This is a genomic window from Mucilaginibacter ginkgonis (assembly GCF_009754905.2).
GTDB lineage: Bacteria > Bacteroidota > Bacteroidia > Sphingobacteriales > Sphingobacteriaceae > Mucilaginibacter > Mucilaginibacter ginkgonis.
This window is the reverse complement of record NZ_CP066775.1, coordinates 91410-111298: the sequence shown is the minus strand read 5'-3', so window position 1 is coordinate 111298 and position 19889 is coordinate 91410. Positions and strand designations below refer to the sequence as shown.

General features: G+C 42.2%; 24 protein-coding genes. 21 read left to right on the top strand and 3 right to left on the bottom strand.

Annotation, left to right across the window (positions count from 1 at the left end):
- Window positions 1–6: 6 nt before the first annotated feature.
- Together GO620_RS00555 and GO620_RS00550 are read right to left on the bottom strand one after the other, a co-directional pair.
- A complete protein-coding gene (locus GO620_RS00555) occupies window positions 7–741 on the bottom strand; it encodes a LytR/AlgR family response regulator transcription factor (protein ID WP_157523320.1) in 735 nt (244 codons plus the stop codon).
- Window positions 738–1367: a sensor histidine kinase gene (locus GO620_RS00550; RefSeq protein ID WP_200230468.1), complete on the bottom strand. Its 630-nt coding sequence runs from the start codon at window positions 1365–1367 to the stop codon at window positions 738–740. Before GO620_RS00550 ends, GO620_RS00555 begins: the two co-directional genes overlap by 4 nt.
- 529 nt (window positions 1368–1896) lie before the next feature.
- On the opposite strand from GO620_RS00550, the gene GO620_RS00545 reads away from it, so the two are divergent.
- The 19 genes from GO620_RS00545 (at window position 1897) to GO620_RS00455 (ending at window position 16612) form a co-directional block, all read left to right on the top strand.
- Window positions 1897–2070, top strand: coding sequence for a hypothetical protein (locus tag GO620_RS00545; protein WP_157523322.1), 174 nt, complete (start codon window positions 1897–1899; stop codon window positions 2068–2070).
- A 162-nt stretch (window positions 2071–2232) separates the two neighbouring features.
- Window positions 2233–3303 (top strand): hypothetical protein, encoded by a 1071-nt coding sequence (locus GO620_RS00540; protein ID WP_157523323.1) that lies wholly within the window; start codon window positions 2233–2235, stop codon window positions 3301–3303.
- Between the two features lie 92 nt (window positions 3304–3395).
- On the top strand, window positions 3396–4229 hold the full coding sequence (locus GO620_RS00535; RefSeq protein WP_157523324.1) for an RteC domain-containing protein: 834 nt from the start codon (window positions 3396–3398) through the stop codon (window positions 4227–4229).
- 158 nt (window positions 4230–4387) lie between these two features.
- Window positions 4388–4936, top strand: a complete 549-nt coding sequence (locus GO620_RS00530; RefSeq protein WP_198173493.1) for a hypothetical protein — start codon at window positions 4388–4390, stop codon at window positions 4934–4936.
- 69 nt (window positions 4937–5005) lie between these two features.
- Entirely contained in the window at window positions 5006–5293 is a 288-nt protein-coding gene (locus GO620_RS00525; RefSeq protein WP_157523490.1) for a DUF4134 domain-containing protein, read from the top strand.
- A gap of 3 nt (window positions 5294–5296) precedes the next feature.
- Window positions 5297–5608, top strand: a complete 312-nt coding sequence (locus GO620_RS00520) for a DUF4133 domain-containing protein (protein WP_157523325.1) — start codon at window positions 5297–5299, stop codon at window positions 5606–5608.
- Between the two features lie 2 nt (window positions 5609–5610).
- Entirely contained in the window at window positions 5611–8052 is a 2442-nt protein-coding gene (locus GO620_RS00515; RefSeq protein WP_157523326.1) for a TraG family conjugative transposon ATPase, read from the top strand.
- Window positions 8053–8070: 18 nt separating this feature from the next.
- Window positions 8071–8238, top strand: coding sequence for a hypothetical protein (locus GO620_RS00510; RefSeq protein WP_157523327.1), 168 nt, complete (start codon window positions 8071–8073; stop codon window positions 8236–8238).
- A 220-nt stretch (window positions 8239–8458) separates the two neighbouring features.
- Window positions 8459–9142, top strand: a complete 684-nt coding sequence (locus GO620_RS00505; protein ID WP_157523328.1) for a conjugal transfer protein TraI — start codon at window positions 8459–8461, stop codon at window positions 9140–9142.
- Entirely contained in the window at window positions 9129–9815 is a 687-nt protein-coding gene (locus GO620_RS00500; protein ID WP_157523329.1) for a hypothetical protein, read from the top strand. The genes GO620_RS00505 and GO620_RS00500 overlap by 14 nt, the downstream gene beginning before the upstream one ends.
- Before the next feature lie 10 nt (window positions 9816–9825).
- The gene (locus GO620_RS00495; RefSeq protein WP_157523330.1) at window positions 9826–10473 is read left to right on the top strand and encodes a TerB family tellurite resistance protein; all 648 of its coding nucleotides are present in this window, start codon (window positions 9826–9828) and stop codon (window positions 10471–10473) included.
- A gap of 11 nt (window positions 10474–10484) precedes the next feature.
- Window positions 10485–11699, top strand: a complete 1215-nt coding sequence (gene traJ / locus GO620_RS00490; RefSeq protein WP_157523331.1) for a conjugative transposon protein TraJ — start codon at window positions 10485–10487, stop codon at window positions 11697–11699.
- Window positions 11700–11711: 12 nt separating this feature from the next.
- Window positions 11712–12326: a conjugative transposon protein TraK gene (traK, locus tag GO620_RS00485; protein WP_157523332.1), complete on the top strand. Its 615-nt coding sequence runs from the start codon at window positions 11712–11714 to the stop codon at window positions 12324–12326.
- Window positions 12327–12329: 3 nt separating this feature from the next.
- Window positions 12330–12635, top strand: coding sequence for a hypothetical protein (locus GO620_RS00480; RefSeq protein WP_157523333.1), 306 nt, complete (start codon window positions 12330–12332; stop codon window positions 12633–12635).
- 4 nt (window positions 12636–12639) lie between these two features.
- Window positions 12640–13815 (top strand): conjugative transposon protein TraM, encoded by a 1176-nt coding sequence (traM, locus tag GO620_RS00475; protein WP_198173494.1) that lies wholly within the window; start codon window positions 12640–12642, stop codon window positions 13813–13815.
- A 9-nt stretch (window positions 13816–13824) separates the two neighbouring features.
- Window positions 13825–14622, top strand: a complete 798-nt coding sequence (locus GO620_RS00470) for a DUF4138 domain-containing protein (protein ID WP_157523335.1) — start codon at window positions 13825–13827, stop codon at window positions 14620–14622.
- Between the two features lie 36 nt (window positions 14623–14658).
- Entirely contained in the window at window positions 14659–15438 is a 780-nt protein-coding gene (locus GO620_RS00465) for a hypothetical protein (protein WP_157523336.1), read from the top strand.
- Between the two features lie 122 nt (window positions 15439–15560).
- A complete protein-coding gene (locus GO620_RS00460; protein ID WP_157523337.1) occupies window positions 15561–16031 on the top strand; it encodes a mobile mystery protein A in 471 nt (156 codons plus the stop codon).
- The gene (locus GO620_RS00455; protein WP_157523338.1) at window positions 16016–16612 is read left to right on the top strand and encodes a mobile mystery protein B; all 597 of its coding nucleotides are present in this window, start codon (window positions 16016–16018) and stop codon (window positions 16610–16612) included. The genes GO620_RS00460 and GO620_RS00455 overlap by 16 nt, the downstream gene beginning before the upstream one ends.
- A gap of 521 nt (window positions 16613–17133) precedes the next feature.
- On the opposite strand, the gene GO620_RS17400 is transcribed toward GO620_RS00455, so the two are convergent.
- Window positions 17134–17268, bottom strand: coding sequence for an adenylate/guanylate cyclase domain-containing protein (locus tag GO620_RS17400; RefSeq protein ID WP_394368565.1), 135 nt, complete (start codon window positions 17266–17268; stop codon window positions 17134–17136).
- Window positions 17269–17592: 324 nt separating this feature from the next.
- Here GO620_RS17400 and GO620_RS00450 point away from each other — a divergent pair, with 324 nt between their 5' ends.
- Window positions 17593–17964 (top strand): response regulator, encoded by a 372-nt coding sequence (locus GO620_RS00450; RefSeq protein ID WP_157523340.1) that lies wholly within the window; start codon window positions 17593–17595, stop codon window positions 17962–17964.
- Window positions 17965–18645: 681 nt separating this feature from the next.
- Entirely contained in the window at window positions 18646–19740 is a 1095-nt protein-coding gene (locus GO620_RS00445; RefSeq protein WP_157523341.1) for a PAS domain S-box protein, read from the top strand.
- Window positions 19741–19889 lie beyond the last annotated feature (149 nt).

The window sequence follows — 19889 nt, the reverse complement described above, 5'->3', positions numbered from 1 at the left end:
TGCCCTTTATGATGCCCTGTTGGTTTTTATTAGATGCTGGTCCATTATTTCCAAGAAGCGATCTTTATAATAATTGCCCATGATGACCTCCGTACCATTCTCTAGTATCAGGCGGTTTCGTTCGGTTATTTTTACATAAGCGATGTTTACAATGAATGACCTGTGTACGCGTACAAATTGATCGGGAGGTAAATATGCCTCTATATCCTTCATGGTCAGATAAGTCATATGTTTTCCCTCGATAGTGTATAACTGCACATAATTTATGGCGCCTTCAATGTATATTACATCAGGCACATTGATCTTGACCATTCTTCCTTTGATCTCGCTTTTGATATTGAAGTATTCGACCTCCCCGTTTTTCGACAGCGGACGCACACGAAGCAAACGCTTCTTAACGCGCTGGACACATTTCAGGAAGCGTTCATAATTGATCGGTTTCAACAGATAATCAAATGCGTCCTTTTCAAATGCCTGGATTGCGTACTCCGGGAAAGCTGTCGTAAACACCACGTTTGTATACAAATTGATCATATCCGCTAATTCCAAGCCGGAAAGCAATCGCATATCCACATCAATGAATGTCAGGTCAGGCGCATCAGCCCCTGTAAGCAAATCTAATGCTTCAACCGGATTTTGAGAGCTTCCCAGTAAACTCAATCCTGGAGTCCTGGAGATATACTCCTGCATTATGCCGATCGCATCTTGCTCATCATCTACAATAAAACAATTTAAACTCATCGCATTATAATAAGGTTGGTTTTGAACAGGTCAATTTCCTCAACAATTTCAAGGGTGTAATTCTCATGATAAAAATTAGCCAGCCGTTTGCGAATATTCACGATTCCAAGGCCATTCTTTGTAAGCAAGGCATGGTTACGCTTTCTGTTGCTGGTACTAAATTGAAAACGGTTCTCTGAAGAGACTACAGAGATCCTGGCCGGATGTAATCTATCACCGACGTCACCATGCTTCATCATATTTTCAACCAGGGTTATCAGCACCATCGGTATAATTTTTATCTCTTTTAACGTACCTTTTTTTGTGATCTTTAAATAAAAGTCATCTCCAAATCTAAGTTTACAGAGTTCGGTCAGGTTTTGAATTTGCTTTAATTCTTCAGTAACCATAACCTCTTTGGTATCATCGACCGTTCTTAATGAATAGCGCATCAGATCCGACAATCTCATAATACCGTTCCCCGCTTTTTCGGAGGTAAGATATACTGTATTGTAAATAAAATTTAAGGAATTAAATAACAAGTGCGGGCTGATCTGATTTTGCAGGTAAGCATTTTCGACAGTGATCAAACGGTTACTCAGTTCGAGGTTATTCGAACGGGCGATTAACTGTTCTTTCTCTACCATGTAGTTTCTCTCCCTTAGCTTTTTATTATACCGCATCGACCAGTAAACAGCGCTTAACCCTATGAAATATATACCCCGCCACAAATTGACCAGAATGTACCTTCTCGTTAAAAGTTCACGTCCCTGTGAAGACGGGCTAATCAGCCTATCCAAACCACATTTCAAAAGAAAGTAAAGCAACAACTCCACCACGATCAGGACTATTGCTGCGGTATAATGACTTTTTAATTTAAAAAAGGCGAAATCAAATACCAAATGGGCATTGGAATAGAATAATGCAATGTTGATAATATAAAAAACAATTGTCGGTACCATCTGCGTTGGCAATCCCAGCGCGACACGAATCAATGTAACCTCATAAACAATAAAAATTGCCCAGACAAGGAAGTGCATTAAGAATATGTTTTTTATGGACATATCACCCGTTTAATCTCAAAAATAATATTTCTACATAGCGCAAAGTGCTCTCCGCGTAACAAATTTCAGGTCAATTCTGCCTGCAAGTTAGTTTCACAGGAAATTTAATAATATGAAAACTACAAGGCAAATAAAACTTCTAAAACAGGTGCAAACCATATGCGAGTTTGACCGAAGCGCTGCACCATCATTTGGTGAAACCACTGCGACCACCGGTACTGATCCGACCAATTCTACAATCGTTACGATCACCAGTCATTTAATGGCATTCGCAAAGAAAAACTAACCTAAATTATCAGCCAATATCCTGCACAATTCGATTTTAAAAGATGAAACCTTTTGAGACCCTTTTTTGCTTAAAACATATCTATATCGATTCGAGGCACTAACTGACGAATTATTACAATATAATCCGGACCAGTTAAGCAACTTTTCCGGATTTGACTCTGTGGAAAAGACCCGCTCTGCTGCTGCAATTGCAGATTTTTTGAAAGGCGAATGGCTTAAAAGCTTATTCGGACCTGCAAAAGACCATGTGCTTCGGCGATACATCCAATACCACCAGAGTGTACTCATCAGGATGTCTAATCGAGTCAACCGGTACGTTCATTTTTCAGGCCATCAACAGACAAGTGACCTGACTAATTACGCAACCTGGTTTTTAAATGAAATTGAGGGACTAATTATCTTTTTGAGGCATCGCTGTTATCAGTTTTTTGACAGCAACCAATATATCAGTGACTATTTCGCAGTTATCATTGCAAAAAAGATTAATGCATTTGAAGCAGAGTTCAAGAGATCCGATACCCTAAATGTAAGCGGCGGTTTAAGAGACTTTTATATTAATGCTTTAAGATACACTGCAGAAAAGGTTACGGTCTCCCGTACAACGTTTGCAGCAACAGAAGACCAGTTAAAAATTTTGCGGTCCATCAGGGCAGGTCTGTTAGAACATCCTGATCTTACAGATGAAGATTTTTGCCTTATCCTGTACCAGCATAATTTTAACGTCCCCGGATTTTCAGAAAAACTACAAGCTGTATTAGATCAAAATGCAGCAAAACTAAATGACATTACAAAGCAGGAAGCTTTTTGGGAAAGTTCTGCAGGGAAATTTATTCAGGCCGGTACCGGTCCCGACCACTCATTTGATCACCACCGGCCTTCACTGGAAACGATAGTCATCCCCTGGGTCAACAGCAAACAAACCATGTTCTCAGGCAGTCAAATTTCTGAAACAAACCTTTCAGAAAATGATGAAAGATTACATTTAACCTTATCCGTACCGCAGTTTGCCTTGTATGTCAGGCTTTTTCATTTAAGCGGATGCTTTTCAACGAAGAATGTCTCTGATCTGAAACGCTTTTTTGCAACGCATTTTTCAACAAAAAGACAGGGAACTATCTCGATCAAAAGTTTTGCCAGGGCATTTTACAATGTAGACCAAACCACTGCTGCAGTTGTACTGGACCAGCTCAAGAGAATGACCGATATAATCAACAAAACATACTTTAATTAACCGATAAATATGGCCAAATGATACCAGCAGCAATTGTTAAGTACATCTTTTGATAAAAAGGTGGCAATAACTGTTCACTTAAACGAATAAACATGATAGCAAAATTCAGTGAACGAATCTACAATGATTTAACAAAGGACTTAAACGAGCTTGTTTTGGAAGAAAATGACCTGATCAAAAGACTTGAAAAATCGATCCATATCTGTTTGAAGTATTTGAGAAAGTTAAAGGATTACTGCAAATTGAATGACCCGCAGACCGCCGAGGAAGAAATCCAGTTCTTTAAGCATATCAAACCCAGGTTTAAATCCCAACTGATCTTTTTCCAGGCATTGCTTAACATAGAAATACGCAAACCCATCGGGGAAAGCCGGGTCATAGCCGAATATTATGGCAATGAAATTACCATATTGAATCACTTCTTTGCCAGCAATACTTCATTTTATCAGTATGTGCGGACACAAGCTACTTATCTGGACAGCTATTATTTTGTACGCGGCAATTATGATGTACACCTGGACCCTGACCAATGTATGATCGACTTCGATCCGTCCTTCAGCACCACGCACGACCACAAATTGGCGCAGGTATTGGCAAGTGCCTTATTGCAGGAATACCTGGAGGAGGCGATCCACCGCATTAACCAAAAGGAAACACTGCTCACCACGGATGTAGAATTTAAGGATTTCGATTGGAAGCAAACCAAATGCGCACTGATCGAACTGATCTATAGCTGGCATGCAACAGAAGCCTTTGGAAAAAAGAATTTGAAAAGCATCGTTAAGTTTATTGAGCGCTCTTTTAACATTTCGCTGGGAAATTTCTATGATACTTTTGACTGGGTTTGCGGTCGATCAAGCCCTACTCTATACATTGATGAAATGAAAGAGGCGTTTTTATTACGAGTCCAGAAAAAACTGAAATAAGGTAAAAACTTCAAAAGCGGTGTAAATAACCGCTTTTTTTATGATTTTTTAAAAAAGCCCGACTCCGAGTCGGAGTATATCGGATTAATCCGGCTTAAGTCCTGCCCAAATTTGTATCGTCGACGGTAGCAACAGGGCTACCGGCAAAATTACTTCATATGCTTCATCAAATTTCCTGGACTGTGTTCCTGACGTTAACCGTTTTATTTCTTTTCATCTATTACGGCTTTATTGTAATCCTTTATTACCGTGCGGACCTGCTTTACTTTTTAGAAAAATTTTCAGACAGGCAATTGTCCGCTGCGAAAAACGGTCAGCGCATTCCGGAGCCGGTGTTTGATATCATCGGTGCTGTTGCGAGTGAAGCTCCATGCGAAGGCCCGGAAGATCAACTGCAATTCGGGCCGGATGAGGAAGATGAAATTCCAGCAGCAATAGATGAGCTGCAGGCTATCCCGAACAGCCATCTGGTAGGGGAATTTTCGGCAATGATCGGTGAAGTTAAAACCCTGATCAGGGTGATTATTGAATCCAGCGAAACGAAGGAAAACTTCGAGATGCTTTTCTGCCTGATCCTCCATAAATACCCGGACCTCGCCGGTACGTCCTATCAAACCCAGGTCAATGATTTCCTCATTGATGAAAGCGGCGACAGGTTTGAATTTGAACTGACTAAGGCTGAACTGGATGAATACTGGACAAATTAATATTTAAAACATATGAAAGCTATCACACAACAGAACTGCCAATCATCACGGCGAAAAATAAGCCGGGCAATGGTCTTATCATTTATTGCTGTCGTCCTACTGGCTAATGCTGCAGCTGCGCAAGACGGAAATGCGGGTATCAATCAGGCAACATCCGAGGTGAAAGGATATTTCTCCGCCTCAACCAGCCTGATGTACGCGATCGGGGCAATCGTCGGACTGGTAGGAGCGATCAAAGTTTATAAAAAATGGAATGACGGCGATCATGACACCGGCAAGGTGGCATCTGCCTGGATGGGAAGTTTGATCTTCCTTGTAGTCGTAGCCACTATCCTTAAATCTTTTTTCGGCGTATAAATTATGATCTATCAGCTAAATAAAGGCGTAAACAAGCCAATTGAGTTCAAGGGATTAAAGGCTCAATATATTGGTTTTTTAGCGGCCGGACTTGTCCTACTCCTGCTACTGTTCGCTGCCGCTTATATCATTGGCATACCGGCTTATCTGATCATTCCTTTTATTGCCTGTGCAGGTTTTTTTCTGGTTCACAGGGTGTATTATTTCAGCAACAAATACGGTGAATATGGCCTGATGAAAAAAGCTGCCAAGAAATTCCTGCCAAGGTATTTAAAATTCAATTCCAGAAAACTTTTTACTCATCTAAATCGATAACGATGTCCGCATATACTAAAGCAGAACAGATCTTTCCGATCTATAAAGTAGAACACGACTGCATGGTTTCCGTCCAGGGTGATATATCCGTGGCCTATAAACTTGACCTTCCGGAAATTTTTACTTTATCAGATGCAGAGTATGAGACCTATCACCACGCCTGGATAAGGGCATTGAAAGTATTGCCGAAAAACAGCATTATCCGTAAACAGGATGTATTTCTGAAAACAAAGCAACAGTCTAGCCACCGGAAGGATGAGAACTTTCTTAATGCTGCAGCAGATTCACATTTTAAAGACAGGGTATATCTTGATCATACCTGCTACCTGATTTTAACCAGGAAAGCTGAGGAGCATAGAAATGCCAGCAGCGCCTTGAGTGGCATACTGAGAAAAAAGGTCGCACCGAGGCAGACGACGGATGCCTCCGTTGCTGCTGATTTTCTGGATAAGGTCAGCCAGTTTGAACGCATTCTTTCTGATTTCAGGTTCATTAGGCTTTCAAGGCTAAATGATGAAGCAATTGCCGGCTCTGCTCAACGGGCAGGTTTAATAGAGCAATATTGCTTTTTGCTATCCCCTTCGGAACAGCCGGTCATAAAAGATGTACATATTCAGGAGCATTTAAAGATCGGTGCAGATACGTTGCAACTCTACACCCTGGCTGATGCCGAAGACTTGCCGGCTCTTTGCGGTAGCAGGATCAATTATGAAAAATTCAGTACAGACCAGACTAAATTTCCGATCGGCTTTGCGTCACAGTTGAATTTATTATTGGACTGCAACCATATGTATAATCAATACCTTTTTATAGGTGACGCCAACCTTGTTTTAAAAAGACTGGAAGCGAAAAAACTAAGGTTGCAATCGCTTGCGAATAACAGCCGCGAAAATGCGGTCGGCAGAGATGCGACCAATGACTTTTTGAATGAGGCAGTTAAAGATCAGCGACTACCTGTGAAAGCCCACTTTAACCTACTGACCTGGACATCAAAGGATGAGGAGGCCCAGACGATCAAAAATCAGGTAGGTTCCGCCTTGGCGCAGCTTGGCGCAAATTGCAAAATGGAGTCTGATGGTGCGGCGCAAATCTGGTGGGCAGGCATTCCAGGAAATGCGGCTGACTTCCCGATGAACGATACTGTTGATATGTTCCTGGAACAGGGTGCCTGTTTCCTTAACCTGGAAACGAACTACAAGAGCGATCCCGCTGCAACAGGTATTCGCTTTTGCGACCGCTTGTATCACAAACCGGTCTATATTGACCTCTTTGATGCACCAAGAAAAACCGGCATTACTTCAAACATGGGGATGCTCGTTTGCGGAACTTCAGGCGGCGGAAAAAGTATGGCCGTTAACCATATCCTCAGGACGCTTTATGACCAGGGCGCACACTGTGTAACAGTAGATATCGGCGGAAGCTATAAAGGATTATGCGAACTGGTTGGCGGCTATTATTTTACTTATGAAGAATCTCATCCTATCGCATTTAATCCATTTTATTTACTGGAAGGACAGCAACTCGACACAGAAAAGAAAGAAAGTCTGAAAGCATTACTGATCACGTTATGGAAACAGGAAAATGAAAGCCTCATCCGCAGCGAATACGTGGCCTTATCAAACGCCCTGCAGGGGTATTACGATCACCTGAATAAAAAACCTAATATTTTCGGCTGCTTCAACAGCTTTTATGAATACCTGGCTGATGAATATATCCATGTTCTAATCGCACACAAAGTAAAAGATAAGGACTTCGATATCGATAACTTTTTATATGTACTCCGACCCTATTACCGTGGTGGTGAATTTGATTACCTCCTGAATGCCAGTGAAAACCTTGATCTCCTCGAGCAGCGATTTGTGGTTATCGAACTCGATAATATCAAGGACCATCCAATCCTTTTTCCAGTAGTGACGCTGATCATTATGGAAATGTTTCTTTCCAAGATGCGCAGGTTAAAAGGTGTCCGGAAAGTGCTGACCATTGATGAGGCATGGAAGGCGATCGCCAATTCCGGTATGGCTGGGTTTATACAGTACGCTTTTAAAACTATGCGCAAGTTCAACGGCGTACCAAACGTGGTTACGCAAGAACTGGATGACCTGATCAGTTCGCCGATTGTAAAGGATGCTATTATCAATAATGCAGATATCAAAATCCTGATGGACATGCGCAAATACCTGAACAAATTTGACAGGTTGCAATCGACTCTTGGCTTATCCGATAAAGGCAAGATGCAGTTGCTTTCTGTAAATAAGGACAACCGTGACATCTATATAGACCTCGGTGGGCAGGTGATGAAAGTGTTCAAGAATGAATTGAGTCCTGAGGAATATTATGCCTACACCACAGAAGGGAAAGAAAGGGTTCGGGTTCAGGAATTAGCGGCTGCCTGTGGAAGTATGGAAGCCGGGATAAATGCCATGGTGAAAGAAAATCGATAACGTTAAAACTTCCTAATTATGAAAAATATCAAAGCCGCATTGGTATTAATCCACATCTGCATGATCGCAGCAGCATGCCATAATGCTGAAAGCTCTATTGCAGGTTCTTATGTGACGCAAACCAAAAATGAATATTTCCAAACCGTTGACACCCTTATCGATCCGGGAACTCAATGCAAGGTCTAAGACATATTTGGTTAACCTGCATATCTGGTACCATAGGACCAGCAACCCGACTGACCGGCATCAAAAATATATGGAGCGGTCATGGACAGGGATTTATGAACCTGAGCAGTCTTTACTGTTAGACCGCATAGATGCCAAATCGATGCGGTTTAATAAAGACGGCAGCGGGTTTCGTTTCGGAAAATCGATGTATCATAAAATCAATTTAAAAGGAGAAATCATGAAAATTTTAAGAATAACCCTTCCCGTGAGCCTTGCCATTGTGCTGGTCTCTGTATCTGTAGAATCCGCGAACGCGCAACTGATCATTGCAGAAGTGATCAGGGCGACAGTTACTAAAGTCATCAAGGCCATCGACCTCCGCGTGCAGCGTATGCAGAACAAAACGATCTGGCTGCAAAACGCGCAGAAAGTGTTGGAAAATCAACTGGCAAAATTGAAGTTGAGTGAGATATCTGGATGGACAGAACAACAGCGGCAGCTTTACAGCAATTACTACGGAGAACTCTGGCAAATCAAATCAGCTATAAGTTATTATCAACGGGTGAAGGAGCTGACCTCAAAACAAGTCCTAATGGTCAGGGATTATCAGCGGGGGTGGGTAGCGATCAGGGGCAACAGTTCCTTCAGCGGGACAGAACTTACCCGCATACAGCAGGTCTATTCGGGAATGCTGGAAGCAAGCATGAAAAACCTGGACCAGGTTCTACTGGTGATCAGTAACCACAAAACACAGATGAGCGATGAAGAGCGCCTGGAGCTTATCAACCAGGCCGGTGACCGGTTAGATGAAAATTACAATGATCTCAGGCGTTTCACCCAACAAAATCTGTCCCTGAACATACAGCGGAAACGTGCTGCAGGCGACAATCAAACTTTGAAAATGCTTTATGGAATCAACTGATCAAATCCAAGACCGGGCCCGCTATTTGGCATTATGCTCACGCAGGCTATGCAGGTACGCGTTCATCACGGCAATATTTTCAGGCATGGCTGCTTATGCAGATGCACAAACTTTTGCGGAATGGTTCAACCAGAAAAAAACGCAAAAAAAATATTTGCTGGATCAGATCGCTGCTTTACAGGTCTATTCAGGCTACCTGCGTAATGGTTATTACATCGCGCAAAAGGGGCTTGGTTCCATCAGCGGTTCTGTGCATTCGGAGTTTAATCTTCACCAGGATTATTTTCGTTCCTTAACAGTTGTTAAACCTTCTCTTGCAGATCAGGCGGTAAACCGCCAGCTAATGGAACTGGCAGAAGGGATTAACCGCAACTTTTCGGCGCTGGGCAGGCTGGACTATTCAAATAATGAAGAGCGAAAATATATAAGTTCCGTCGGCACGCGTGTACTAGCCGATTGCGAAGAAAACCTGCTGCTATACCAGCGCATTAACAGTGGCGCGGTTTACTTATCTGATCATGACCGGGTAATGCGAAACAGTCAAATCGTTGGTGCATTAAAAAGTAACTATCGCTTTTCAATATCGTTCACCGCCCAGGTCATGGCCCTGATCAAAGCGCGGGAGAGTGAAAAGATTGATAATTTGAAAATCAAGAATCTATATAACCGTTAACGCGCAGCTTATGAAAAAGTATTCAAAGATCTTTATGCTGCTGGCAACCAGCTTTGCCTTGTTTATGATACCCGGTAGAAGCGCAGCCCAGGAACAGGAATTACAACAGTTACTCTTGAACATGGAGAAGCTGACTCAGCTCAAAAGTATCCTTTCAGATATGCAAAAAGGCTACTATATCTACGAACAAGGATACGGAGCTATCTCTAATTTGTCCAAAGGCAATTTTGACCTCCACGATACCTATCTCAGCGGCCTGTTAAATGTAAGCCCTTCGGTTAGGAATTATTCCCGGATTGCCGATATCGTCAGTATGCAGTCATCCCTGTTACGTGAATATAAAGCCTCTGACCATTTGTTCCGGACCAGCAATACGTTCAGCCCGGGTGAATTGAATTATATGGGGACGGTCTATGAAAAACTGGTCAGTGAAACGATGGAAAATGTTGATGAACTGGCAACAGTTATCGCGGCAGGCAAGCTCAGGATGTCTGATGCCGAACGGTTGAAAGCAGTAGACCGCATCTATAACAGCAGTGCAGATAAACTTCAGTTTCTACGGCATTTTACCCGGCAGGGGCAAATTCTTTCCATCCAGCGTGCGAAGGAGCAATCAGAAATTCTGAAACTCAAAAAACTGTACGGTATCGTAAACTAAAGCTAAATTTTATGATAATAAAAATTTGCAAAACTGCTTTGACAGCAGTGACGGCCATGCTTATGCCCAATTTTTCCCATGCTGCGGGATTAGCGGGTGACATCCACGGGTTACAGGCAACGCTTGACGGGGTGTACAAAGAGATGATCCCGATGTGTAGCCAACTGATCGGCACCGGGAGGGCGATCGCGGGTTTCGGTGCCTTATGGTATATCGGTGCCAGGGTCTGGCGGCAGATTGCCAGTGCAGAGCCCGTGGATTTTTATCCTTTAATGCGGCCTTTTGCACTTGGGCTGGCCATACTTCTTTTTCCAACGGTGATAGCAGTCATCAACGGGGTAATGCAGCCGGCTGTATCCGCCACCGCCGTTATGGTGCAAAACTCGGATGCCGCCATTACCAGGCTGCTTCAGGCTAAAGAAGATGCCGTTAAGAAAACAGGCACCTGGCAGATGTATGTTGGTGATGATGGAGATGGCGACAGGGATAAATGGTATAAATATACGCATCCGGACAGCAGCCCCTCGGATGAGGGGGTCATGGCCAGCATCGGCAATGATATGAAATTTGCGATGGATAAAGCGGGCTATAAGTTCCGGAACACTATAAAGGAATGGATGTCAGAAGTGTTACAGGTGATATACGAAGCTGCAGCTTTGTGCATCAACACGATCCGGACGTTCTACCTTATCGTGCTTGCAATTCTCGGGCCTATCGTTTTCGGACTGGCTGTCTTTGACGGCTTTCAGCATACGTTAACTGCATGGCTGGCTAAATATATCAACGTCTTTTTATGGCTTCCGGTCGGCAACCTTTTCGGGGCCATCATAGGTAAGATCCAGGAAAACATGTTAAAGCTGGATATTTCCCAGGTTCAATCTACCGGGGATACCTTTTTCAGCTCTACTGATACGGCTTACCTGATCTTTCTGATCATCGGCATTATCGGCTACTTCACAGTCCCGGGCGTAGCGAATTATATCGTTACCGCAGGTGGTGGAAATGGCCTGCTTCAAAAAGTAAACGCTCTGGTAAGCCAGTCTACCAGTTCTGTGATCAGCGGAAGCTCCGCTGCCGGTGCGCGCGCAACAGCAGGTGCAGGCAACCTGATGCAGGCACCTTCCAATTTTATGGAAGGCTATAAAAGCACGGGCAAACCCGAAACAGCATCCCCAAAACAATATCAGGCCGGCCGGCTCAGCGGCGATAAAAAAACTAATCATTAAAACAGCCTTATTATGTTCACACATCTTAAAAATATCGAAACCGCATTCAGTCACATCAAACGGTTTAGTCTGGTGCTCATCACAGCGAATGTATTTATCACCTGCTTTGTCATCTACCTGAATAACCAGGCATTACGTAATGCTCAGCAAACAGTGCACATTCTTTATAACGGTAAGGTTCTGGAAGCGATAGCAGCAGACAGGCGTGTCAACCTCCCCGTAGAGTTAAGGGATCATATTAAAACCTTTCATGAGGAATTTTTCAACCTGACCCCGGATGATGATGCCATTCAAAAAGGTATCACCAAAGCATTATACCTGGCTGACGAGTCGGCTAAGCACCAGTATGACAATTTAAAAGAATCAGGTTACTTCAATAACCTGATCTCAGCAAATATCTCCCAGCAAATCACTGTGGACAGTACGCAGCTGGGAGGTAACCAGTTCCCATACACGTTTACCTGTTTTGCTACGGAAAAACTAGTCAGATCCAGCAGTACTGCTACAAGAAAGTTGATTACCAGGGGCGAGGTCAGGGACCTTGGTCAGCAATCTGATCACAACCCACATGGCTTCCTTATACAGCACTGGCAAATTATTGCAAACCGTGACACCTTAATCAAATAAATCATGAGAGTGATACCATTATTCAAATCTATTACCCAACGCGACCTTTTGGCAATCAGGATCGCCGGCCGTATCGAAAGGTCACATATGTTGGTTGCCGGCAAAATGAGCCAATGGTTTAACAGGCTTAATCCATCAGTTCAAAAGGTGGTACTGCTATTAATAACCCTGTTGGTTAGTATCAGCCTGCTATCAGGAATAATCTTCCCGGATCGGCATCCTGCCTATATATCTACTACAAATATCACCAACGGACTTTCAGCCCATCATGACCTATCACTTAAATCCATCTGTAAACATAAAAATTAATGCTATGGAAAATCAAATTGGCGGTCCCGGAAGGCCGCAACACCCACCTGAATTTTTGAGAAAACGCAGGTTTTACCTCATCCTGCCATTACTTACTCTCCCGTTTCTTACCATGGCCTTTTGGGCTTTAGGCGGAGGGACCGACCATTTAGTTTCGCCAGATAACCGGCCGCGCCAGGGATTGGACCTAACCCTACCGTCTGCGCAATTTAAAAATGACGAAAAGACAGATAAAATGAACGCTTACCAAAATGCGGCGAAAGATACCGCTGCAAATACGACACTTTCAGCGCAAAGCTTCACGGCAACCGAAGGATTGAAGCCAAAGGCGGACACGTCCGTTTCTCCGGTTTCTGCTGATGAACAATCTGAGCGGATCAATGCGAAACTGGCCGACATTAATCGTCAGCTCAGCCAGCCTCAACCGGGTAGTTACTCCCCCCCTGCACCGCATGACCCATCAGGCGGCAGGGATGTAGAAAGGCTGCAACGCATGATGAGTAACATGAAAGGAAACGGCGACGACCCGGAGATGCGGCAGCTCAGCCAGGTATTAAAACAGATCAGCAATATCCAGAACCCCGGCAGTGAAAATGAGATCCTCTATGCATCGCTGAAAAACAAGCAACGCACCTATCCGGTAATGGCGGCCGCAAATGCCGAGAATGATGGCAGCGCCGATGAGGTCACTATGCCGGCGCAAAAGCAAATGCCGAACGCGATCGAAGCTGTCGTACACGAGGACCAAACCCTTGTATCCGGGGCCGTCGTTAAATTACGGCTGCTTAACGGAGTTTATGTTAATGGCCGGTTTATACCGAAAGGCAGCTTTATCTATGGTTCCTGCGCATTAAATAACGAGCGGCTGCTTATTAAGATCTCGACGGTCAGATACCTGAATAATATCCTGCCTGTTTCCCTGTCCGTGTATGACCTTGACGGAATGGAAGGCTTGTATGTGCCTGGTTCGATAGGACGTGATGCCGCTAAGGACGGCGCAACAAATGCGGTCCAAAGCTTACAGCTCATGTCCATGAGCCAGGGACTGGGCGCACAAGCTGCCGGGGCAGGAATTGAAGCGGCAAAGGGTCTATTCGGCCGCAAGGTAAAGCAGATCAAGGTAAGCGTAAAGGCAGGCTACCAGGTGCTGCTCAAAGACAATAACCAAAGGGATATCTAAAATCAACTTATGAAAACGATCATCATATTAACCATCATCCTGTTCTCGTCATTGATAACGATGGCGCAGGATACAGTGTACGTCAGCCAGGACAAAGTGACCGCCTTATTTTTCGACCATCCTGTCAGGCTGGTCAGTAACCCTCAGCAGGCGGTCAGCATTGATGAAAAAGAACCAGGCCTGTTGACCATCAGGGCGGTCGCACCGCTTACCCATCCGGCCACTATCGTCATAAACAACGCCCGGGACAATGAAGTTTATCACCTGCCTGTCGTTTATTCTTTCGGCAGAGCCGGCAGGTCGATGTATATACACGGGTCTAAACGGCAAGATCTTAGAAGAAAAACCGCAACGAGTTTAAATGCTGCTTTAGCCAGTGTGCTGCTGACAGGAGGGCGAAGTGATGTTGCCGGACATAAAAGAGAAGGTAAGATTAAGGCCTGGGTAAATAAGGTCAGCATTGCAGGGAACAAACTTTATTTCCGCCTGGATGTACGAAATAAATCTAACCTACCCTACGATATCGATTTCATACGGTTTTACATCAGGGACAAAAAAACTGTCGCAAGAGTCGCCACCCATGAACAGGAAGTTGTTCCCTTATTCAAAACGACCAGTCTTTCGTCCGGTATCAGTCCTCATGGGGAAAGTGCTTATGCTTTTGGCTTCCCCCGTTTCCCGATAAGCGGTGACCAGCTTTTTTCAGTAGAAATCTATGAACGACATGGTAACCGGAACCTGGTGATCGAACTGGACAACGGTGATTTTGACGATGCCAGACCGCTCACCCCGTCAGTTAATAAGTAACGACCCTAATTTCCATTATATAAAAATCAGTAATTTATGAATCAGAACATTGAATTTTTGAAAAACAGCTTGCTAAATCTAGGATTTGGCGATAAGCTAAACGCGGAACTGGAAAAACAGACATCTGCGAAAAAACCGGAATTCACGCTGCATGCGGCACATGAATTCAACCAGCATCCGGTAGACTACACCCTGCATTTTAAAGCCGGGGAAAATGAAGGCATGTATTTTTTTAATAAATACGAAGCGATGCTGAAACGTGGTGATGAGCAAACCAAACAGAGTTTCTTTATCACCAAGGGCCACGGCGTTACCGCAAAGGAGGCGTTTAACCTTATGGACCGTTCGGACGGCCTTGACGGGCGTTCTGTATTTAAACAACTTTATAACAAAGAGGGGGAAAAATATCATGCCTGGATCAAACTTGACTGGAAGGACCTGACCGAGAATGGCAATGCCCGTATCAAACAGCATAATTTTGATATTGAGAAATTTCTTGACGGCAAAGGCATCAAAGAGATGAATGATCCGAAAGCCAAAGAAGAGTTATTGAAATCTCTCAAAAAAGGGAACAAGCAACAGATTACCGCGACCAAAGACGGCAAAGAGCAAAAATTCTTTATCGCTGCCAGTCCGCAGTTCAAAACTGTGAACCTGTTCGATCACCAGATGAAAAAGATCAAACGTGAGGAACTTTTTCCTTCCGGAACCAAACAGGATAATTCGCAAAAAGCCAATCTAAAACAAAGTAATAATCCGCAGCAACAGGAGGAGCTGCCCGGAAAAAAGTCCAAAAAGGCTAAACTAAAAGTTTAACCTAAAAGGCAGACATTTCTGTCTGCCTTTTATAAAGCTATAGATTTAAATGACTATTAGTTTTTAAAACTATAGTTACAATTTTATTTGTATAATTAAATCTATAGCTTTAAATTTACTCTGTGAAAAGTACAAAAAAACGTTTAGCAGTGGAACAACTCGATCAAAAGTTGGGCGCTTTCAAAGAAGCTCAGCATGTGGTACGTCCGGATAAGGGATGGTTGTTTAGCATAAGGACTACCCTCAACATGACACTTAGCCAGCTGGCAAAGCGAATGAATACTACACCACAAAACATAAAAGCAGCAGAATCGCGCGAATCGAACGGAAACATTACACTTAATGCATTGAATGAAGCTGCTGCAGCGATGGAAATGAAAGTGGTATACGCCGTAGTGCCTAAGGAGACTTCCTTGAACACACTCATCCATCAAAAAGCGGCTTTGCTTGCCACACAAATTGTTTCCCGGACCTCAGCATCGATGAAGCTGGAAGACCAGGAGAATACCAAATTGCGATTGGCAAAAGCAATACAGGATAAAACAGAAGAGATCGAAGAAGAATTGCCCCGTTATTTATGGGAATCGAACTGATATATACTGAAGGCCAAACCCCTTTAGGTGAAGAAGAAAAAGACGGCCTGCTCATTGGTACCATTACTACTAAAGGTGAGCTGGACGAGTTCGAGCAGCTTAATATTCAAAAAGCAGTCGAATGGAGCCTTGGCAAAAGGTTGAAAGCGGAACAGATCTTCACCGAATCGTTTCTACTGCAACTGCACAAGAGAATGTATGGTGATGTTTGGGCGTGGGCAGGCAAGTTTAGAAAGACAGATAAGAATATCGGCGTCAGTTATTACAAGGTTGGCCCGGAGCTCAGGAACTTACTGGATGATGTTAAATACTGGGTAGAGAACGGGACCTACAAACCTGACGAAATTGCTATTCGCTTTAAACACCGCATTGTTGCCATTCATTGTTTTCCCAACGGCAACGGGAGGCATTCGCGATTGGTAGCCGATATTATCATTGAAAAGATCTTCCGTGAAGCTGTTTACAGTTGGGGCAGTTCAGCACTTTTAAAGGATGACGACCTACGTAAAAGTTATATCCAGTCATTAAAATCAGCGGACCGTGGCGACATCGGCCCGCTGATTACTTTCGCCAGGAGTTAAGGTGTGCCGTAAACTTTACGGATCAATTTATTAACAGATGGATCAGTGTTTTTTTGAGATTAGGGAATAAATTGCCATAAAGATATCTTTTGTGTTCAGGAAGGTCGTTCTCATCTGTCCCTAACAAGTAGAGGACTGCTTCGGGAATTTCAAAAAAACCGCACTTCTTCTTTAAAGCGCCCGGATTTGGTCATTTGGCACCGCTTTCAATCTGGAAAAGAGAAGTCTGAGTTAATTTGCAAGCCAGCGCAGGGTCACTTTGATTTTTAATCTTTTTCAATATAGCTCAGTATTGAAAAGTTAATAATTCTCATAAAAAGATTATATATCGGCAACTATCTAAAATTCCATTGGAAAAGTGTCTTAACATAGATAAATTAATGTCTCACACATGATTGTTTGTAAAAACCTATGACCCAAAAAGATTGATTTCAGTATTTCAGGCCACAAAATACATTTTTAAATTTTCTTTACTTTTAGCTAGAATCTCTCCACGGTAAGTAAACGAGTAATTATCTTTATTAATTTGTACGTGTTTTCTGATACATTGATTTTTCCGGGTTCGCTATTTGTTCCATGCGGGCAGCTGTATTTACAGTATCGACCCAGAGATCATAAATAATTAACAATCTAAATTTTTTTGCAACTGAATACACAGCAAACACAGCATGGGTTTGCTACTATAATGAAACGCATATTACAATTCATGGAACAACAAAAATTGATCGTTGGGTAGAATCTGCAGTAACTGAACGGTTAAAAGCGATGTTATCTCCGTTCGCCAAAATTTTCAATGGCGTACTGTCCATCAAAAGGACCAGTGCCGCTTGTTCTTAGATTTAACTATTTTTCACAAGTCATAATCATTTGTATCATCGCTGATTTGATAGTAAGAAGCACAGATTAATAGCCAATCTTTTTTGGCTTAAATAACGTACGTTTTCGAAAAGCCGCGACTTACTTTTTTCTTTTTTTATCTTATGTATAAGACATGTTTACTAATTGATGATAACTACGTTGACAACTTCGTCACAAGGCGTACTTTGGAAAGTGGTAACTTCGCTAAAGAAATAGTGGTAAAACAATCTGCTAAAGATGCGATCGCATATTTGAAAAGTGGACTTGCCATGCCGGAAGTGATTTTTCTTGATTTGCGTATGCCTGATATGAATGGCTTCGACTTTCTGCGCGAGTATGATAAACTCAACATTCCTGAAAAAAAGACAATCAAAATATTTATGTTGTCGTCATCACTAGACCCCAATGACGTAAAAAAATCGAGCCAAAACAGATATATAAAGCAATTTATCTATAAACCAATTACCCACAACATACTAGCAGAGCTTTTTTAACGGACCTTACAGCCAATATAACTGAAGTTTAATAGTAGAACGGGATTGCTCAAAAATAAAAATTCGTGCAATGAATCAGGTTCAATTATTATAGTCTGTCATATTACTCGAATGGTTTTCGAGATGGTATGATCAAAGTCTTGGATTCCTGATACATCACTTAGGATTATTAAAAAGGATCTAGTAAGATAATTTTGTATTTTCCAGTATGTATATTTCTAGCTAACGATGGAAATGAGTCCAACTATTGTATTGAAACCTAAACAAGTCAATACAGAATAATTTCAATCCTGAAGAGGCAAATACTTCTGTCCTACAAATTAACTTCCTGAGTTATGTTTAAAAAGATCGTTGAAATACACTTTTAAAATCGGGTATTTTTGATTATAAAGGTAATTCGAGTGGTTAATGTCATATATTATCACCGGAAGAAAATAACATATTTAGCCAGCTCGAGATGAATACTAATAAAATCAGCCTTTGCGAAATAGGCTAAAAACTTTATCAATCAGGCACCCATATATATTGGTGGGTATGAGTGCTCCGCGATTACATAATAAAAAAATATTTATAGCTATACGTCAATAGTCTAAAACACAACAGCTTACAGGTTGTTAGATGAATATCAGTATATAAACAAAGGTAGATATTGTACCATATGTAATAAAAGTAATTGTCAAAATGCCACAACGCGAACTTCAAAGGCTACAGGAAATTCATCGTTTTTTGAATTTAAATATTGACAAAGATCATGAGCTTCAGGAAATTGCTGAATTAGCATCAGAACTTTTAGACTGCCCAATTGCCCTGATAACTTTGATGGATGGGGAAACTCAGTACTTCCTGTATAAAGTTGGCACTGATTTAAAGCAAAACGCTATAAAAGATTCTTTTTGCAAACATCTCACACAGGAGAATTTATTAATTATTCCTGACACAACTAAGGACCTCAAATTCCGGAATACCTCTTGTGTAACAGCTTCGCCTTTTATACGTTTTTATGCTGGAGCCGCTTTGTTAACACATGACCAACATCAGTTAGGCAGTATATGCGTTATGGGCACTGAGCCAAAGACATTAAGTAAAGGGCAGCAACACTTATTGAAGGTATTAGCGAAACGTGTTATTCAAATTACAGAATTTGAATTCAGTATCAATTTACTTAAGGAACAGTTCATTAAAAGTCGCGAATCAGAAATTAAACTTCGCTCTTTTTTCGAGACCTCAAGTGCACTGCATCTGCTAGTTGACAAAAATTTACAGGTATTCGATTTTAATAAAAATTTTGCTGATTTTTTGCGGCAAATGTATGATGTTGAACTCATGCAAGGGCTTCCGGTCGGAAAAGTTCTACACGGTGAGGCGCTTAAAAGTTTCATCGGAGACTTTGAAAAAGCTTTAAATGGTGAAATGGTCTCGTTTGAAAGAAAAGTGGGTTATCGGAATGACCAGGAAATTTGGTGGTATGTTACTTTTGAACCCGGCCTGAATCCCGAAGGCGAAATAATAGGTATTTCTTACAATGCCTTAGATATAACAGAACGAAAATTAAATGAAGCGCAGATAATAGCGCAGAATAAATCTCTCCGCGAAGTAGCTCTATGGCAATCGCACGAACTCCGCAGACCTGTGGCTACCATACTTGGACTGATGGATATTTACAAAGCCCGAAAGAAATCTTTAGACAAAGAGCTTTTAATGCTCGAAAAAGTCACGAAAGAACTGGATGAGCGGGTTAAGGAAATAGTTGGCAATATTGATATTGCGCATTTTTAAGCCTGACGATATTCTGTACATTAAATTGTTGTTAATAACATATTATCTTAATAAGATGTTTATGATAATCGCTTGATTATTAGCTAACTGAATTTAACTTTAAAGAATTATTTGTACTATTGAGCAAGAAAATTTTACTTAAGATATAG

Coding starts and splice junctions, on each gene's coding strand:
- GO620_RS00555 (WP_157523320.1), bottom strand. CDS start 741: ATGAGTTTAAATTGTTTTATTGTAGATGATGAGCAAGATGCGATCGGC.
- GO620_RS00550 (WP_200230468.1), bottom strand. CDS start 1,367: ATGGTAGAGAAAGAACAGTTAATCGCCCGTTCGAATAACCTCGAACTG.
- GO620_RS00545 (WP_157523322.1), top strand. CDS start 1,897: ATGAAAACTACAAGGCAAATAAAACTTCTAAAACAGGTGCAAACCATA.
- GO620_RS00535 (WP_157523324.1), top strand. CDS start 3,396: ATGATAGCAAAATTCAGTGAACGAATCTACAATGATTTAACAAAGGAC.
- GO620_RS00530 (WP_198173493.1), top strand. CDS start 4,388: ATGCTTCATCAAATTTCCTGGACTGTGTTCCTGACGTTAACCGTTTTA.
- GO620_RS00525 (WP_157523490.1), top strand. CDS start 5,006: ATGGTCTTATCATTTATTGCTGTCGTCCTACTGGCTAATGCTGCAGCT.
- GO620_RS00520 (WP_157523325.1), top strand. CDS start 5,297: ATGATCTATCAGCTAAATAAAGGCGTAAACAAGCCAATTGAGTTCAAG.
- GO620_RS00515 (WP_157523326.1), top strand. CDS start 5,611: ATGTCCGCATATACTAAAGCAGAACAGATCTTTCCGATCTATAAAGTA.
- GO620_RS00510 (WP_157523327.1), top strand. CDS start 8,071: ATGAAAAATATCAAAGCCGCATTGGTATTAATCCACATCTGCATGATC.
- GO620_RS00505 (WP_157523328.1), top strand. CDS start 8,459: ATGAAAATTTTAAGAATAACCCTTCCCGTGAGCCTTGCCATTGTGCTG.
- GO620_RS00500 (WP_157523329.1), top strand. CDS start 9,129: ATGGAATCAACTGATCAAATCCAAGACCGGGCCCGCTATTTGGCATTA.
- GO620_RS00495 (WP_157523330.1), top strand. CDS start 9,826: ATGAAAAAGTATTCAAAGATCTTTATGCTGCTGGCAACCAGCTTTGCC.
- traJ (WP_157523331.1), top strand. CDS start 10,485: ATGATAATAAAAATTTGCAAAACTGCTTTGACAGCAGTGACGGCCATG.
- traK (WP_157523332.1), top strand. CDS start 11,712: ATGTTCACACATCTTAAAAATATCGAAACCGCATTCAGTCACATCAAA.
- GO620_RS00480 (WP_157523333.1), top strand. CDS start 12,330: ATGAGAGTGATACCATTATTCAAATCTATTACCCAACGCGACCTTTTG.
- traM (WP_198173494.1), top strand. CDS start 12,640: ATGGAAAATCAAATTGGCGGTCCCGGAAGGCCGCAACACCCACCTGAA.
- GO620_RS00470 (WP_157523335.1), top strand. CDS start 13,825: ATGAAAACGATCATCATATTAACCATCATCCTGTTCTCGTCATTGATA.
- GO620_RS00465 (WP_157523336.1), top strand. CDS start 14,659: ATGAATCAGAACATTGAATTTTTGAAAAACAGCTTGCTAAATCTAGGA.
- GO620_RS00455 (WP_157523338.1), top strand. CDS start 16,016: ATGGGAATCGAACTGATATATACTGAAGGCCAAACCCCTTTAGGTGAA.
- GO620_RS00450 (WP_157523340.1), top strand. CDS start 17,593: ATGTATAAGACATGTTTACTAATTGATGATAACTACGTTGACAACTTC.
- GO620_RS00445 (WP_157523341.1), top strand. CDS start 18,646: ATGCCACAACGCGAACTTCAAAGGCTACAGGAAATTCATCGTTTTTTG.